The 15,085-nt window shown below is 68.8% G+C and carries 15 protein-coding genes; 4 read left to right on the top strand and 11 right to left on the bottom strand.

Going from position 1 to position 15,085, the window contains the following annotated elements; all coding sequences use genetic code 11:
* Positions 1-217: 217 nt before the first annotated feature.
* Genes ABD05_RS18720 through ABD05_RS18710 form a run of 3 tightly spaced genes read right to left on the bottom strand, consistent with a single transcriptional unit; the run spans position 218 to position 4,579 of the window.
* Positions 218-2,668, bottom strand: a complete 2,451-nt coding sequence (locus ABD05_RS18720) for an alpha/beta hydrolase fold domain-containing protein (protein ID WP_047901648.1) — start codon at positions 2,666-2,668, stop codon at positions 218-220.
* The gene (locus ABD05_RS18715; protein WP_047901647.1) at positions 2,655-4,370 is read right to left on the bottom strand and encodes a GMC family oxidoreductase; all 1,716 of its coding nucleotides are present in this window, start codon (positions 4,368-4,370) and stop codon (positions 2,655-2,657) included. Before ABD05_RS18715 ends, ABD05_RS18720 begins: the two co-directional genes overlap by 14 nt.
* Before the next feature lie 26 nt (positions 4,371-4,396).
* Positions 4,397-4,579 (bottom strand): hypothetical protein, encoded by a 183-nt coding sequence (locus ABD05_RS18710; protein ID WP_047901646.1) that lies wholly within the window; start codon positions 4,577-4,579, stop codon positions 4,397-4,399.
* A gap of 144 nt (positions 4,580-4,723) precedes the next feature.
* On the opposite strand from ABD05_RS18710, the gene ABD05_RS18705 reads away from it, so the two are divergent.
* Complete coding sequence (locus ABD05_RS18705) at positions 4,724-5,755, top strand: AraC family transcriptional regulator (RefSeq protein WP_047901645.1); 1,032 nt, start codon at positions 4,724-4,726, stop codon at positions 5,753-5,755.
* Between the two features lie 124 nt (positions 5,756-5,879).
* Entirely contained in the window at positions 5,880-6,389 is a 510-nt protein-coding gene (locus ABD05_RS18700; RefSeq protein ID WP_047901644.1) for a GNAT family N-acetyltransferase, read from the top strand.
* Between the two features lie 16 nt (positions 6,390-6,405).
* Here the strand turns inward: ABD05_RS18700 and ABD05_RS18695 are convergent, their stop codons facing one another.
* Together ABD05_RS18695 and ABD05_RS39305 are read right to left on the bottom strand one after the other, a co-directional pair.
* Complete coding sequence (locus tag ABD05_RS18695) at positions 6,406-7,359, bottom strand: M29 family metallopeptidase (protein WP_047901643.1); 954 nt, start codon at positions 7,357-7,359, stop codon at positions 6,406-6,408.
* A gap of 58 nt (positions 7,360-7,417) precedes the next feature.
* Positions 7,418-7,540: a hypothetical protein gene (locus tag ABD05_RS39305; RefSeq protein ID WP_006766865.1), complete on the bottom strand. Its 123-nt coding sequence runs from the start codon at positions 7,538-7,540 to the stop codon at positions 7,418-7,420.
* A 479-nt stretch (positions 7,541-8,019) separates the two neighbouring features.
* Here ABD05_RS39305 and ABD05_RS18685 point away from each other — a divergent pair, with 479 nt between their 5' ends.
* Entirely contained in the window at positions 8,020-9,270 is a 1,251-nt protein-coding gene (locus ABD05_RS18685) for a YbfB/YjiJ family MFS transporter (RefSeq protein WP_047903642.1), read from the top strand.
* An 11-nt stretch (positions 9,271-9,281) separates the two neighbouring features.
* Here ABD05_RS18685 and hpaC read toward each other — a convergent pair whose 3' ends face one another.
* Positions 9,282-9,845 (bottom strand): 4-hydroxyphenylacetate 3-monooxygenase, reductase component, encoded by a 564-nt coding sequence (gene hpaC / locus ABD05_RS18680; RefSeq protein ID WP_047901642.1) that lies wholly within the window; start codon positions 9,843-9,845, stop codon positions 9,282-9,284.
* A gap of 352 nt (positions 9,846-10,197) precedes the next feature.
* Between hpaC and ABD05_RS18675 the strand changes: the two genes are divergently transcribed.
* Positions 10,198-10,830 (top strand): response regulator transcription factor, encoded by a 633-nt coding sequence (locus tag ABD05_RS18675; RefSeq protein WP_047901641.1) that lies wholly within the window; start codon positions 10,198-10,200, stop codon positions 10,828-10,830.
* Between the two features lie 90 nt (positions 10,831-10,920).
* On the opposite strand, the gene ABD05_RS18670 is transcribed toward ABD05_RS18675, so the two are convergent.
* From ABD05_RS18670 to ABD05_RS18650, 5 genes are all read right to left on the bottom strand, one after another.
* A complete protein-coding gene (locus ABD05_RS18670) occupies positions 10,921-11,664 on the bottom strand; it encodes an SDR family NAD(P)-dependent oxidoreductase (RefSeq protein ID WP_047901640.1) in 744 nt (247 codons plus the stop codon).
* 59 nt (positions 11,665-11,723) lie between these two features.
* A complete protein-coding gene (locus ABD05_RS18665; RefSeq protein WP_047901639.1) occupies positions 11,724-12,848 on the bottom strand; it encodes an amidase in 1,125 nt (374 codons plus the stop codon).
* 25 nt (positions 12,849-12,873) lie between these two features.
* Positions 12,874-13,395: a nuclear transport factor 2 family protein gene (locus tag ABD05_RS18660; protein WP_047901638.1), complete on the bottom strand. Its 522-nt coding sequence runs from the start codon at positions 13,393-13,395 to the stop codon at positions 12,874-12,876.
* Between the two features lie 8 nt (positions 13,396-13,403).
* The gene (locus tag ABD05_RS18655; RefSeq protein WP_047901637.1) at positions 13,404-13,781 is read right to left on the bottom strand and encodes a hypothetical protein; all 378 of its coding nucleotides are present in this window, start codon (positions 13,779-13,781) and stop codon (positions 13,404-13,406) included.
* Positions 13,782-13,880: 99 nt separating this feature from the next.
* Complete coding sequence (locus ABD05_RS18650) at positions 13,881-15,074, bottom strand: acyl-CoA dehydrogenase family protein (protein ID WP_047901636.1); 1,194 nt, start codon at positions 15,072-15,074, stop codon at positions 13,881-13,883.
* Between the last annotated feature and the right edge of the window lie 11 nt (positions 15,075-15,085).

The following is a 15,085-nucleotide window of genomic DNA, read 5'->3' as shown; positions in this document are numbered from 1 at the left end:
GGATGGCTGATGATAATGTCGAAGCAGCGAGGAATGTCGTGTTATTGAGATGAGTGGAGGATGATCGTTGCAAATTGTCAAGGCGGTGGACGAGGTATGAATAGCATGAACCTGGCGTAGAGTCGTGCGGCGCATACTGGGACGAAACAGGAGTCGCCGATGGAGCGTGGCGGCGCACGGGTCGATCTCCCGACAGTTCGCCGCCTCTGCCTCCCGCTTACCCCATTGCCGCCACCCGTTCCGATGCAAAACCCGCCAGCGTCCGCAACGCATCGCGCGCCGACCGCAGGTAAAACGCCTGCAGATGAAACACGTGCCAGCGCGCCGCATGAATCTCCAGCCGGCACGGCACGCCGCAAGCCTGAGCATGACTGGCGAGCCGCTGCGCGTCGGACAGCAGCACCTCCTGATCGCCGGCCTGGACCAGCATCGTCGGCAGGCCGCGCAGGTCGGTGTCGAGCGGGCCGCGCGCGGCGGTCGAGCCGGCGCCGTGATACCAGCGCAAGCCCTGTTCGAGCCAGCCGCGCCTGATCATCGGATCGTCGAGACGGCGCGAAGCGAGTGTCGCGCCGCCAAGCGCAGGGTCGGTCACGGGCGAGATCAACAGCAGCGCGGCCGCGGCCGGCTCGCCGCGCTCGCGCAACGCGATGGCGAGCGCCAGCGCCAGCGCGCCGCCGGCCGAATCGCCGGCGATCACGATCCGGTGCGGCGCATGACCCTGCGTGCGCATCGCGTCGTACGCGGCCAGCGCATCGTCGAGCGCCGCAGGGCTCGGATGCTCGGGCGCGAGCCGGTAATCGGGCACCCACACCGGCAGCCCGGCCTCGTTCGCGAGCCGCGTCGTCACGCCGCGATGCGTATGCGGCCCGCCGAGGCAGAACGCGCCGCCGTGCAGATAGAGGATCGCGCCGCCCGTATCGCCGCGTTTCGGCGCAACCACTTCGACCGGCACGCCGTTGGCCGACATGCGGTAGCGCAGCGTGCCGCCCGTGCCGGGCATCAGCGGCGACAGCAACGCGACGACGCGGCGCTGCATGCGCGCACCGAACGGCGGCCCGATCAGCGGCCGGAACGCGACGCGCAGGAAGCCGCGCAGCGAAGCGGCGGACAGCGCCTCCAGTCTGCCGGCGGGCGGAGCGACCACGACGCCGTGCGCCGGCGAAACGGCATCGGGCAGCGGATGCGTGAAGCGGTACGCGGACAGCCCGGTGAAGCGCGTGATCCACCGGTAGGTCAGCGTGAAGCCCGGCCAGTTCGTGCTGTTGTGCCCCGAAGCATCGACGTACCAGCTCTTGCAACTGCTCCACACCGACCCTTCGAGCCGCTGCTGCACATGCACGTTGTAGCGCCGGTAGCGGCGTGCGTCGACGTCGATTGCGTTCGCGCCGTCGCGCCGCATCGCGCGCACGCAGCGCATCACGTGTGCGATCTGGCTTTCGAGCATGTAGACGATCGAGTTGTGGCCGAGGTTGGTATTCGGGCCGTACAGCATGAAGAAGTTCGGAAAGCCGGGCACGGTGAGGCCGAGATACGCTTGCGCGCCGCGTCGCCACGCGTCGTTCAGGTCGAGCCCGTCGCGGCCCGTGATGCGCATCGGCGACAGGAACTCGGTCGCCGCGAACCCCGTGCCGTAGACGATCGCGTCGACCGGATGGTGCACGCCGTCGACGGTCTCGATCCCGTCCTCGGTTACGCGCCGGATCCGCTGCGTGACGAGCTCGACGTAGTCGCGGCTCATCGCGGCAAGGTAGTCGCTCGACAGCAGGATGCGTTTGCAGCCGATCGGGTAGTCGGGCGTGAGCCGTTCGCGCAGCGCGGCGTCCGGCACGTCGCGCGCGAGCAGCTTGCGGAACGGCCGGCCGACCGCGACATCCATCAGCCCGTGCAGTCGCGTGAACGCGACCGCGCGCGATTCGTAGCGCAGGTAGATCGACGCGCGATACAGCTTCATCGCCCACGGCAGCCGGCGGAACAGCGCCTTCTCCCACGGGCGATACGCGCGGTCGGGGCGCGGCATCACGTAGGCCGGCGAACGCTGGAACACGACGAGACGCTGCACGTCGCCGGCGATTGCCGGGACGAACTGGATCGCCGACGCGCCGGTGCCGACCACCGCCACGCGCTTGCCGGCGAGCGGAAAGTCGTGATCCCAATGCGCGGAGTGGAAGGCGCGGCCGCGGAATGAGTCGATGCCGGGCAGGTCGGGCATCGCGGGGCGGCTCAACTGGCCGGTGCCGCTGACGAGCACGGCGGCGCTCAGCGTCGTGCCGTCGGCCAGCGTGACGTGCCACAGCGCACGGGCTGCGTCGTACTGCGCGCGCTCGACTTCGGCGCCGAAGCGCAGATGGCGCGCGAGGCCGTACTTGCGCGCGCAATGCTGCAGGTACGCATGGATTTCAGGCTGCGGCGCGAAGACGCGTGACCACGCCGGATTGGGCTCGAACGAGAACGAGTACAGGTGCGAGGGCACGTCGCACGCGGCGCCCGGATAGCGGTTGTCGCGCCACACGCCGCCGACGTCGTGCGAGCGTTCGACGATCACGAAATCGTGAATGCCGGCGCGTTGCAGCGCGATTGCCATGCCGATGCCGGCGAAGCCGGCGCCGATGATGATCGCCGCAAGCGGCGCGGCGGATTCGGTCGGGCGGGAAGCATCAGGCGACAACATGGCGGGTCTCCTCCAACGGGATGGCATCGTGCGCGGCGCACGACGCAAGAGCGGTGTCGCGATCCGTCGCTGCGACGGCGGCTTCGGCATGCGGCCGCGCCGGCGTGCGGCGCACGCCGCGAATCAGGTCGACGGCCTTCTCGGCGATCATGATCGTCGGCGCGTTGGTGTTGCCGCCGATGAGCGTCGGCATCACCGACGCATCGACGATGCGCAGCCCCTGCAGGCCACGCACGCGCAGTTGCGGATCGACGACGGCGAACTCGTCGTGGCCCATCCGGCACGTGCCGACCGGGTGATACACGGTGTCGGTGCGCCGCCGCAGCACGTCGCGGATTTCGTCGTCGGTCGCGACGTTCGCGGTGAACAGGTCGCGCGTGATCCAACTGGCGAGCGCCGGCGCTTCCATCAGCCGGCGCGTGAGCCGGAAGCCCGCGACCATGTCGTCGAGGTCGCGCGGATCGTCGAAGAACGCGGGGTCGATGCGCGGTGCCGCGAGCGGATCGGCGCTATCGAGCGTGACCGAGCCGCGGCTGCGCGGCCGCAGCAGGCACACGTGGCACGACAGCCCGTGGCCGGCATGCAGCTTGTGCGCATGATCGTCGACGAGCGCGACGACGAAGTGCAGCTGGATGTCCGGCGCGTCGAGGCCGGCGCGGGTCTTCAGGAAGCCGCCGCCTTCTGCGAAATTCGACGTCAGCATCCCGCGCCGTTCGCGGCGAAAGCGCGCGAGCTCGCGCAGCATGCGCAGGCCGCCGCGTGCCGATACACCCATCGTGTCGACACTGCGCGTGCGGTAGCCGAAGATGAAATCCGGATGATCCTGCAGGTTGCGGCCGACGCCGGGCAGGTCGGCGTGTACCGGAATGCCGAGCCCTTGAAGTTCGCGGCCCGGGCCGACACCCGACAGCATCAGCAATTGCGGTGTCTGCAGCGCGCCGGCCGCGAGCACGACTTCGCGCCGCGCGCGCAATGTGCGGACTTCGCCGTGCTGCCGCACTTCGACGCCGATCGCACGTGTCCCGTCGAACAGGATGCGCAGCACCTGCGCGTGCGTCTCGACCGTCAGGTTGTCGCGGCGGCCGACGTGCGGCAGCAGGTACGCGCGCGCCGCGCTCCACCGTTCGCCGTGCTTCTGCGTGACCTGGTAGATGCCGATGCCTTCCTGCTGCGCGCCGTTGAAATCGTCGGTGAGCGGCAGGCCGGCCTGTTGCGCGGCTTCCAGGTAGCGCGCATGGAACGGGTTGCCGGTGCGCAGGTCGCTGACCCACAGCGGGCCGTCGCGGCCGTGCCATGCATCGTCGAAGCGTTCGTTGTGCTCGCTCAACCGGAAGTACGGCAGCACGTCGTCGTACGCCCAACCCTCGTTGCCGAGCGCGGCCCAGCCGTCGTAGTCGACCCGATGGCCGCGGATGTAGACCATCGCGTTGATCGCGGACGAACCGCCCAGCGCCTTGCCGCGCGGCTGGTAGCCGATGCGCCCGCCGAGCCCCGGCTGCGGCACCGTGTCGAAGGCCCAGTTGTTCAAGCGGGTCGGCATCATCGCGACTGCGCCGGTCGGTACGTTGACGATCGCGCCGTCGCCGCGGCCGCCGGCCTCGAGCACGCAGACGGTCACGGCCGGGTCCTCGGTCAGTCGCCCCGCAACGACGCAGCCGCCCGAACCGCCGCCGACGACGATGTAGTCGAAAGTCTTGCTCATTGAATCGTCTCCTGATGGTCGATGGATCAAGCGATGCGAGTCGGCACGCGCTCGCGCAGCACGATGGCGGTGCCGCGCGCATCGAACCGCGCGCACCGGCAATCGGGAGGCGACACGCGGATCGCGAGCGGCAGGGTGCGGTCGCGGGTGAACGCTTCGCGTCGGCGTTCGAAACGGGCTGCGGGATCGGTCGGGCGAATCGGTCGCATGGTGTCTCCTCCGGGGGCGTTGGCGTCGCTCGGACGACGACTGGATGACGCCGATGGTGCTGGCCGCATGGGAAAACACCAATGCTGCTTCGGGACAATTGTTTTAGTATTTGGGCCAAATCGGCGCTTCGAGGGTTTCTCCGCATGAGCTTCTGGGACTTCACCCGGAGTCCGGCCAGCGCCCGGCTGCTGGTCGATTTCGGCGACGAACGCGGCGTGCCGCACGCGAAACTGCTGGCCGGCACGGGCCTCGGGAATGCGCAGCTCGACGATCCTAAAGTCGAGGTGACGGCCGCGCAGGAACTGCGGCTGACCGGCAACCTGCTGCGCGCGCTCGGGCGTGCGCAGGGCCTCGGGTTCGAGGTCGGCCGGCGTTACCACTTCTCCGCGTACGGCGTGTGGGGCTACGGGCTGATCGCGAGCGCGACCGCGCGCGACGCGCTCGCGCTGGCGATGCGCTTCCTGCCGCTCACGTACGCGTTCACCGTCATCACGTACCGCGAGGAGCCGGAGACGGGTGTGCTCAATTTCGGCGCGCCGGAACTCGACGGCGGCCTGAGCCGGTTCCTCGTCGAACGCGACATGATGGCCGCGGCCGTGCTGCTGCAGGAAATCGCCAGCGGCGATTTCGCGTTGTCGCGCTTCACGCTGCAGGCCGCGCGTACACCGTCGCTCGCTGTGCCGCACATCGCCGGCATCGAGCCGGTTTTCTCGGCGCGCTCGAACAGCCTCGCGTTCGAGCGCGCGTTTCTCGACCGGCCCCTGCCGCACGCGAATCCGCTGACGGTGTCGATGTGCGAGCAGATGTGCGGCCAACTGGTCGAAGCGCGGCGCGCACGCGTGGGCACGTCGGAGATGGTGCGTCAGTACCTGAGCGCGACGCCCGGCACCGCACCGTTTTCGCTCGAGGACATGGCGCGGCTGATGAACACGAGCCCGCGCACGCTCAAGCGCCGGCTGCAGGAAGAAGGTACGACGTTTCGCGTGCTGCTCGCGCAGGCGCGCGGCGCGATGGCCGAGACGCTGCTCGGCGATGCGCGCCTGTCGCTCGCGGAAGTGGCCGAGCAGCTCGGTTTCAGCGACCTGTCGAGTTTCTCGCAGGCGTTCAAGCGTTGGTACGGCGTGCCGCCGGGCGCGTATCGAAGTGCGGCGCTGCGCGACGCGGAGTGTCCATGAGTCTCCGCACGGCCTGTTGCTTTTCCACGGAAACGGGCGATACGCGGCGTTGCTTGCGTCGTTGCGATATCGTTTGTATTCGCGTGTGCATTCCCGCCGACATCCCCTTCACGAGAGAACCCGCATGATCACGCTTCGCCCGATGACCGAGGACGATTTTCCGCGCTTCTGGCCGACCTACCGCGCCATCGTCGCCGCTCAGGAAACCTATGCATTCGATCCCGCGCCGACGCCCGAAGCGGCGCGCGCACTGTGGCTCGACGCGCCGCTCTGCACGTGGATCGCCGAAGAGGACGGCGTGGTGCTCGGCTCGTACTACCTGAAGGCGAACGCGGCCGGGCCCGGCAATCACGTGTGCAACTGCGGCTACATGGTGAGCGACGCCGCGCGCGGCCGCGGCGTCGCGCGCCTGATGTGCGAGCACTCGCAGCAGGTCGCGCGCGAGCGAGGTTTCCTCGCGATGCAGTTCAACTCGGTGGTCGCGACGAACGAGGTCGCGGTCGCGCTATGGCAGAAGCTGGGATTTGAAATCGTCGGTCGCCTGCCGCGCGCGTACCGCCACGCGCGGCTCGGGTTCGTCGATTGCTTCGTGATGTTCAAGTGGCTCGGCGACGCGGCGGCCGCCGAAGCCTGAGCACGTCGCCGCGTCGTCAGACGGCGAACGCGCCGTCGAACACGATCCGTTCGTCGAGCGCGAGCGTGCCGCGCGCGAAGATCAGGTCGAGATGATGGCTGCCGTTCTCGCCGCCGCCGAGCCCGAGATGCAGGCCCGGATGGCGCTCCTCGAAACCTGCATTGCGGCCGTACAGCCCGCGGATCCCGAGGTTCGTGCCGATGCCGAATTCCTCGATCCGCCGGTGATTCGCGTGCCGGTCGAGATAGGTCGAGAAGTCGCGCCGGAAGCCCGCGTCGTCGCTGTCGAAATCGACGATCGTGCTGTTCTCGACCCGCAGCGTCGCGAGCCGCTCGACCACCTTGTACTTGATCGCGAACGGCACGGTGCCGAGAAACGTGCCGCTGAACACGACCGAGCCGTTCAGGTCGGTGACGTGCGTCGCGATCTCGCCGGGCACGACGTCGAGATTGCCCATGCCATCCACGCTCGTCCATTTCTGGTCCGGCGCGAGCGAGCCCGTCAGCGTGTTGCCGGCTTCGTCGATGAAGCGGATCTGCGATGCGCGCGCGGCCGCGTCGATCAGCCGGCCGTTGCGTGCGGCGATGTCGTCGAGCGATTCGGCGAATGCCTCGTCGAGATGCGGGCCGTAATCCTTGAATAAAACCGACTTGCTCCAGTGCTCGACGATCGCGGGGCGGATCGCGGCGAGGAACGGCGGCCCGCTCGGCGACGGCGTCGGCAGGCACGACGAGTCGTACAGCAGCACGAACAGGTCGGCGCGATCGAGCGCGGCGGCGATGTCGGCGGGCGGGGTGGTTTCGAGACAGAGGGTAGTCGCGTCGAGCGAATCGGGCAGGGCGGCAAACGCGCGCAACGCGATGTCGCGGTTGCGGGTGTCATGGCCGACCAGCAGTTTTCCCGACTCGCCGCGCGCAAGCTTGTCGCGCAGCGCGGGATGAAAGCCGAGTGCGCGGTGCAGGTTCAGCATGCGTGTCTCCGGAAGCGGCGGAAGGGCCGCGGCCCTTCCGCGAGAACGGGTGGCCCGCTCAGACCGGCCAGAGCGCGGTGCCGAACGGCACCACGGCGTCCTCGACCATCATGTCGACGGCCTCGGGGTGCGTGTCTTCCTGCATCCAGTCAAGCAATTCGATCTGCTGGGTGTCCTGCATGTTAATTCTCCTGTGGTGAACATGAGTGATTCAACATGAAAGTACGGCTAAAAGAATGCCGCTCCTCATCCGGAATTTTGTGAATTCCGGACGAGTGGCGTCGATAATAGTCTGACGAATTTACGAATGCAATGCGTTGCGAGATTTTTAGCCGAAGCCTGCTAAACACGGAGAATTTCGGCAGACGATGCGGGAAAAAGGCAGATAAATCGAATAACGGGACCGACCTGATTTTCCAATTATCGGGATCGTGGTCGGTTGATTGATTCCGGCGATTTTTTTAAATCGGAAATGCAATGGCGTCGATCATTTCGAATCGCGTCATTCATGAAAGACGATTGCGCATGGCAACCGCGCGCCTGGCCGCGCGCGGCGGCGCCCCCGGATTTCTGGCACCATCGGACGATCTTGCGCGACGGCCGCGGCCGCGCGCGCCGCCGTCCCGGCGGCACGACCCGAACAACGATGGAGACGACCTGATGCCCACAGCGCTGCAACCGGAGCGTGCCGGCCCGTCGCGGCCGGACGCCGGCGCAACCGAACCCGACCGCATGGCCGCGTGGCGGCTCGCGATCTGCCTGTCGCTCGGCAGCGCGATCGCGCTCGGCCTCGCGCGTTTTTCGTATGCGCTGTTGTTGCCGCCGATGAAGGCCGATCTCGGCTGGACGTTCGCGCAGGCCGGCGCGCTGAACACGGCAAACGCCGCGGGCTACCTGATCGGCGCGCTCGCGTTTCCGTTGCTGTCGCGGCGCTGGCGCGCGGGCACGCTGCTCGCGGCCGGCTGCGCATTGACCGCGTTGCTGATGGCCGCATGCGGGTTCACGTCGGCCATGCACGCGCTGCTCGTGCAGCGGCTCGCGACCGGCGTCGGCAGCGCGTTGATCTTCATCAGCGGCGGAGTGCTGGCCGCGCGGCTCGCGTCGGCGTCGCCGCGCGATGCGGGGCTGCTGCTCGGTCTCTATTACGGCGGTACGGGGTGGGGCATCGTCGCGTCGTCGCTGCTCGTACCGGCCACGCTTACGCATGGCGTGCACGGCTGGCAGCCCGCATGGTTTGCGCTCGCGTTCGCGTGCGTGCTGTTCTCGGCGGTGGCCGTGTCGGCCGCGCGTCGTATCGAGCGCGAGCATGCGGGACAGGCCGCGCCGCGCGACGGCGCGGTGGAGGCCGTCACCGCGAGCCCCGCTCGCTTCGCGCTCGCGCTGGCCGGCTACGGCCTGTTCGGCGTCGGTTATATCGGCTACATGACGTTCATCGTCGCGCTGCTGCGCGGCGCGGGGATGAGCGGCACGGTGGTAGCAGCGTTCTACGTGATGCTCGGCGTCGCGACCGTCGTGTCGGCGCGGCTGTGGTCGCGGTTGCTCGACCGGATGCGCGGCGGCCAGGCGCTGGCCGTGCTCAACGCGCTGCTCGGCATCGCGACGCTGATGCCCGCGATGTTCGTGCATCCGGCCGCCGCGTTCGCATCGGGCGTGCTGTTCGGCGCGACGTTCCTGTCGGCCGTTGCATCGACGACCGCGTTCGTGCGGCACAACCTGCCGCCCGACGGCTGGGCGAAAGGGATCAGCGCGTTCACGACGGTTTTCGCGTTCGGTCAGATTGCCGGGCCGGTCGCGATCGGCTGGGTGTCGGACAGCGCAGGGCTCGCGCGCGGGCTCGTGTATTCGGCGCTGACGCTGTTCGCGGGCGCCGCGCTCGCGGCCGGGCAGCGTGCATTGCGGGCCGCTGCGTAGTCAAGCGAAGGTCACCGCACGCACGCCGTGCGCGACACGCGATGGAACGCGCGGCTGAAGTAGATGAGGCTGTCGCCGTCGTCGCGCACGCGGATCGACGTCGCTTCGATGAACATCACCGAATGCGAGCCGACTTCCTTCATTTCGGCGATCGTGCCCTGCAGGCTCGCGAGCGCGTCGCGCAGCACGGGCACGTCCTGCTCGCCGCGATCCCACACGGGCAGCTCGAAGCGCCGCTCCATCGGCAGGTCGGTGAGCCCCGCGAAATGCCGCGCGAGCAGTTCGTGCTCGGCCGGCAGCACGTTGATGCAGACATGGCGGTTGCGCTCGAAGGTCGCGTGCATCGCGCTCGACCGGTTCAGGCACACGAGCAGCGTCGGCGGCGCATCGGTGACGGAGCACACGGCGCTCGCGGTGATCCCGCAGCGGCCGTGCGGCCCGGCGGTGGTGATCACGTTGACGGCCGCGCCGAGGTGGGCCATCGCTTGCCGGAACGCCTTCTGCGCGTCGGTCGGTTCGACGCGTGCAGGCCGCGCGCTGGCGGGCGGGGAGATCGTGGAGGATGTGGCGGACATGGACGCTCCTGGGTCGACGAATGCGGCGATCGTGCGCGCTGCCGGTGCAGCGGTCGATCGCCGACGATGACGCAAGCGTACGTCGCGAAAATGCGGCCGACCATTCGCACGATTGACGGTGGAGATGGCGTTCTCGCCAACGCGTCTAAAGGTTCTACCTAGATGCGCGGCGCGCTGCGCGAAAAAAAGCGCGATTGCGCGTTCGCGGGGCAGGTAAAAGGGTGTTCAGCGGGTTTTCGGCTCGTTATGATGTGCCGCACACCCCCAGCGAACGACGCTCGCGACGAGCCGGCAACCGGCCCCCTGCGCGGCGCGTGCGATACCCATACCGATATTGAGCGAGACACCCGCGATGACGTCACCCGCACCGATCGTATACATCGTCGACGACGACAGCGGCATGCGCACGTCGCTCGCGTGGTTGCTCGAATCGGTCGGCATCGCGTCCGAAGGGTTCGCGAACGCCGCCGACTTTCTCGCGCGCTTCGACGTGAACCTGCCCGCGTGCCTGGTGCTCGACGTGCGGATGCCGGAGAAAAGCGGCTTCGACGTGCAGGCGGAACTGAATGAGCGCGGCGCGACGTTGCCGGTGATCTTCGTCAGCGGGCACGGCGACATTCCGATGTCGGTGCGTGCGTTGCAGAACGGCGCGATCGACTTCGTCGAGAAGCCGTACAACTCGCAGCAGATGCTCGAACGCGTGCAGCGCGCGCTGCGGCTCGCGCAGCAGCGGCATGCGGTCGGCCAGCGCCATCGCGAGCTGCGCCAGCGGCTCGATGCGCTGACCGCACGCGAGAAGGAAGTGCTGCGCGGCGTGGTCGACGGCAAGGGCAGCAAGCAGATCGCGTCGGACCTGTCGATCAGCGTGAAGACCGTCGACGTGCATCGCGCGAGTATCAAGGAGAAGCTCGGCGCGACGTCGATCGCCGCGCTCGTGCGCGACGTGATGGTCGTGTGGGGCGACGACGGGGAATCGTCGCGCTGACAACGTTCGGTATGCAAACGAACGCAGCCGCATCCGAACGTGCCCGCGCGCGGCACCGGCCGGCACCGCACAATCGGCGCGTACCGACGCTCAGCGCATGTACAACCCGCCGTTGATATCCCAGCACGCGCCGTTCGCGAAATGCGCGTCGCCCGACGCGAGCAGCACGGCTGCGTCCGCAACGAAGCCGGCCGACCCGAGCTTGCCGCCCGGCAGGCTCGCGAGCACCTGACGCAGTTTTTCCGGCGCGACGCTTTCATGCACGATCGGCAGATCGAGCGGGCCCGGCGAGATCGCGTTGACGGTCACGCCGTGCGCTGCGAGATCGCGCGCGAACACCTTGGTCAGCGTCAGCGTGCCGCCTTTCGCGGCCGCGTAGTGCGCGCCCGTCGCCGAGCCGCCGTTCTGCCCGGCGAGCGATGCGATGTTGACGATGCGGCCCGCGCCGCGCGTCGCGAAGTACTGGCCGAACACCTGGCAGCCGAACAGCACGCTGCGCAGGTTCACGTCGATCACCTGGTCGAACTGCTCGGCCGTGATCTCCATCGCCGGCACGACCTTCGATGCGCCCGCGTTGTTGACGAGCACGTCGATCGCGCCCCAGCGTGCGACGAGTGCATCGCGCGCGGTTTCGAAATCGCGCTTCGACGTGACATCGAGAGGCAATGCGATCGCGCGTTCGCCGCTCGGGTCGAGTTCGCGTGCGTGTGCATGAATCGCGTCGGCGGCGATATCGGCCAGTGCGACGCGGTAGCCGGCTGCATGAAAGCGTTCGGCGATGACGGCGCCGAGCCCGCGCGCGGCGCCGGTGACTAGGACGACTCGATCTGACATGGTGCGTGATTCCCTGGTTTGCGGGCGCGCGCTTGTCATAGCTGCGTCCGCATCGTGGTTCATGCGGCGAGTGCCGCTTCGAAGTGTGCCGCGATCGCGCATACCTGTTCGTCCGCGCCCTTGCGTCCGACGATCTGCAAGCCGGCCTTCAGCGGCGAACCGGCCAGCGGCAGCGGCATGCTGAGCGCCGGATGGCCGCTCAGGTTGAACGGCCGGATCAGCGACGACATCGCAATGACCGATACGCCGTCGCGTGCTTGCTGCAGCGTGATCGGCAGCGCGGGCAGCGTCGGCAGGACCAGCACGTCCGCGTGTTCGAGCGCGGCGTCGACCTGCGCGGTGAAGCGCGCGCGGACGGCTTCGGCTTCGGCGAGCGCCACAGGCGTCGTCGTCGCGGCCGTGCGCAGCCGCGCATCGAGATCGGCGCCGAGTTTGGCTGTCGCGACCAGATGGCCGAACGCGCGCGACGTTTCCGCGTTGATCACCGCGAGCCCCGCGGCGAACGCGGCCGGCATCCCGTCGAGCACGATCGCGTGCGAGCGCAGGCCCGATGCGCGTACCGCCGCATCGAGCGCAGCTTTGATCGCCGGGTCGGCATTGATGGTGATTTGCGCAACCGTGCAGTCTGCGGACGATGCTGCTGCACACGCACGATCGAAGCCCGGCGCGATTGCGGCCATCGCCGCGGCCAGTGTGCGTACGTCGCGCGCGAACGGCCCGACGCAATCGAGCGTGGTGTCGACGGGTGCCACGCCGCGCCGCGACACGCGGCCGAACGTCGGCTTCAGCCCGACCACGCCGCAGCACGCGGCCGGCCCGCGAATCGAGCCGCCCGTGTCGGTGCCGAGCGCCGCATCGACCGCGCCGAGCCCGACGAGCGATGCGGAACCGCTCGACGAGCCGCCCGGAATGCGCGATGCGTCCTGCGGATTGACGGGCGTGCCCGTGTAGTCGTTGATGCCGGTCATGCCGAACGCGAGTTCGTGCATGTTCGCCTTGCCGGCGATCTGCCAGCCCGCGTCGAGCAGCAGGCGGACCACGTCCGCGTGTTCTGCTGCGGGCGGCGCATCGGCGAGCGCGCGGCTTGCCGCGCGGGTCGGATGGCCGGCGATGTCGATCGTGTCCTTGATCGCGATCGTCGGGCCCGGGCCGCCGAGCGTGAAGGTGTCGATGAAGCCTGTCATGGTCGGTGTCGTGAAGAAGCGGTCGTCAGGACCGTGGCGCGGCGGCGAACGGCCACGGGCCGTCGAGCACGCGCTCGGTGCGGAAATGGCGGATCAGCCAGGCCGAGCCTTCGGCGGCCGGTGCGAAGTCGACGGTCAGTCGCGCGGCGATCAGTTCGGCCGTGCCGTCTGCGTAGCGCGACGCCTGCAGCATGATCCAGCGGCCGCGCGCGGTCGCGTTGCCGGCGCCGACCTCGATCGATTCCGACGTCAGGAAGTGCAGGTTCGCCGAGAAGTGCGGATCGGGCGGCAGATAGCGGTTCAGCATCGCAACGATCTCGACCGTGCCTTCGACGCGGCCGAACTTGCGCGCGTACTGCGGGCCGATGCCTTCCCACACGGCGTCGGTCGTGAACAAGTCGGCGAGCGGCGAGCCGTCGCCGGCATCCTCGGGCACGTCGCACAGCGCCATGTAGCGCGTGATCGTCGCGCGCACCGCGCGCTCGGCGTCGAGCGCCGCCACGCGCTGCGCGAGCGTTTCGATCAGGCCGGGTGACAGGTCGGTCATCGCTTGCCTCACGACGCGGGCCGCGCGGCCGGCGGCACGGTCAGCGCGCGGCCGACCCGCGCCTCGATCTTGCCGTAGCGCCACAGGTTGTATTCACCGACGGGCGTCGTGCGATACAGGTTGCACACGGCGACCGTCGTGTCGAAATCGGCGACGTCGGCCATGATGTAGAACGTCCACGGCGCGCCGTCGGCCTGGCCGACCACGAGACGGTCGTCGTCCATCACGCCGAGCACGTGCACGCCGGGCATCGCTTCGACGGCCGCGAGCATCGCGCCGTACGCCTGCCACACTTCGCCGATCTTTTCGCGCGGCAGGTCGAAGAAGTTTTGCGACACGCCGCAGCAGAACAGTACGCGCAGCGGCAGCGGATTCGAATCGGACATGTCGGGTTCTCCAGAGGAATCGGTTGCGTGCATGAGCCGGCCGGCGAGGGCGCTTCGGCTTCATGCACTTTTAAAAAAAGCGGCTTCGGCAGCCGCGAGTTACAGATAGCCAGGAAACGGCGTGACGCCGGTAATCACCGCGCCGGCGCCGTCGAAGTTGCCTTCGGCGAGAAACGCGTGCTGCGTGACGACCATTGCGTCGCGCAGCAGCCGCTGCAGCGGATGCGACCGGTAGATCGCCGCCGTGCCGCCGAGGCGGTACGCGCGTTCGACGACGCTCGCGCCTTCGCGCGCGATCTGCGTCGCCGCGAGCCGCAGCAGGCTGACCTGGTCGGGCGTCACCGGGTTGCCCGCGAGGATCGATTGCCAGACCGTGTCGGTCGCGTCGTAGAAGAACGCGCGCGCCGAGCGCAGCTGCGCCTCGGCCTTCGCGAGCTCGATGCGGAAATACGCGCGATCGGCGAGGCGCGGCGCGCCGGTCGTCGTCTGGCGCCCGCCCGACATCCGGTTCACGACGTCGAGCGCCGCGCGCGCGAGGCCGAGATTGACGACGGCCAGCACCTGCGCTGCATATGCGACGGTCGGATAGCGGTACAGCGGCTCGTCGACGGTCGGCTCGCCGCCGCGCACGAAGGTCCACGCTTCTGGCACGAAGCGGTCGTCGATGCGCAGGTCGTGGCTGCCGGTGCCCTGCATGCCGACCACGCTCCAGTTCTCGACGATCTCGACGTCGGCGGCGCGAAACACGGCCGTGCGCGGCTTGTTCGGCACGGCGTCCTGCGCGCCCGGCACGGCGATGCCGACGCCGAGCCAGTCGGCGCCCTTGCAGCCGCTCGCGAATTTCCACGTGCCGTTCACGCGCCAGCCGCCCGGCGCGGGCTGCGCTGGCTGCACCGGGAACAGGCCGCCCGCGAACACCTGGTCGGGGCCGCTCGCGTACAGCTCGGCCTGGGTCTCGAGCGGCAGCGCGGCGAGATAGACGTTCGCGGAACCGAAGCTCGCGACCCACGCGGCCGAACCGTCGGCGGTCGCGATCCGTTCGATCATGTCGAGGAATGCGGTCGGCGCGAGCGCATCGCCGCCGAAGCGGCGCGGCGTGCCCGCGCGATAGATGCCGGCCTGCTTGAACAGCGCGATCACGTCGCGCGGCACGTGCGACAGGCGATCGAATTCCTCGCGTCGCGCGGCGACGGTCTCGATCACGGCGTCGAACGGCGACAGCCGCCCGGCCAGGTCGCCCGCCTCGGGCGGCGAGGTCGGCACGGGTTCGATGGCGAGGGCGGCTTGGGGCATGGCTGTCTCCT

It is taken from the genome of Burkholderia pyrrocinia (assembly GCF_001028665.1).
GTDB classification, from domain to species: domain Bacteria; phylum Pseudomonadota; class Gammaproteobacteria; order Burkholderiales; family Burkholderiaceae; genus Burkholderia; species Burkholderia pyrrocinia.
Note: the sequence above shows the minus strand (reverse complement) of the source record. Positions and strands in the feature narration are given on the sequence as shown.

What these genes read in the sequence shown, in the direction of transcription:
- ABD05_RS18720 (WP_047901648.1), bottom strand. Translation starts at nt 2,668, where the DNA reads ATGTTGTCGCCTGATGCTTCCCGCCCGACCGAATCCGCCGCGCCGCTT.
- ABD05_RS18715 (WP_047901647.1), bottom strand. Translation starts at nt 4,370, where the DNA reads ATGAGCAAGACTTTCGACTACATCGTCGTCGGCGGCGGTTCGGGCGGC.
- ABD05_RS18710 (WP_047901646.1), bottom strand. Translation starts at nt 4,579, where the DNA reads ATGCGACCGATTCGCCCGACCGATCCCGCAGCCCGTTTCGAACGCCGA.
- ABD05_RS18705 (WP_047901645.1), top strand. Translation starts at nt 4,724, where the DNA reads ATGAGCTTCTGGGACTTCACCCGGAGTCCGGCCAGCGCCCGGCTGCTG.
- ABD05_RS18700 (WP_047901644.1), top strand. Translation starts at nt 5,880, where the DNA reads ATGATCACGCTTCGCCCGATGACCGAGGACGATTTTCCGCGCTTCTGG.
- ABD05_RS18695 (WP_047901643.1), bottom strand. Translation starts at nt 7,359, where the DNA reads ATGCTGAACCTGCACCGCGCACTCGGCTTTCATCCCGCGCTGCGCGAC.
- ABD05_RS39305 (WP_006766865.1), bottom strand. Translation starts at nt 7,540, where the DNA reads ATGCAGGACACCCAGCAGATCGAATTGCTTGACTGGATGCAGGAAGAC.
- ABD05_RS18685 (WP_047903642.1), top strand. Translation starts at nt 8,020, where the DNA reads ATGCCCACAGCGCTGCAACCGGAGCGTGCCGGCCCGTCGCGGCCGGAC.
- hpaC (WP_047901642.1), bottom strand. Translation starts at nt 9,845, where the DNA reads ATGTCCGCCACATCCTCCACGATCTCCCCGCCCGCCAGCGCGCGGCCT.
- ABD05_RS18675 (WP_047901641.1), top strand. Translation starts at nt 10,198, where the DNA reads ATGACGTCACCCGCACCGATCGTATACATCGTCGACGACGACAGCGGC.
- ABD05_RS18670 (WP_047901640.1), bottom strand. Translation starts at nt 11,664, where the DNA reads ATGTCAGATCGAGTCGTCCTAGTCACCGGCGCCGCGCGCGGGCTCGGC.
- ABD05_RS18665 (WP_047901639.1), bottom strand. Translation starts at nt 12,848, where the DNA reads ATGACAGGCTTCATCGACACCTTCACGCTCGGCGGCCCGGGCCCGACG.
- ABD05_RS18660 (WP_047901638.1), bottom strand. Translation starts at nt 13,395, where the DNA reads ATGACCGACCTGTCACCCGGCCTGATCGAAACGCTCGCGCAGCGCGTG.
- ABD05_RS18655 (WP_047901637.1), bottom strand. Translation starts at nt 13,781, where the DNA reads ATGTCCGATTCGAATCCGCTGCCGCTGCGCGTACTGTTCTGCTGCGGC.
- ABD05_RS18650 (WP_047901636.1), bottom strand. Translation starts at nt 15,074, where the DNA reads ATGCCCCAAGCCGCCCTCGCCATCGAACCCGTGCCGACCTCGCCGCCC.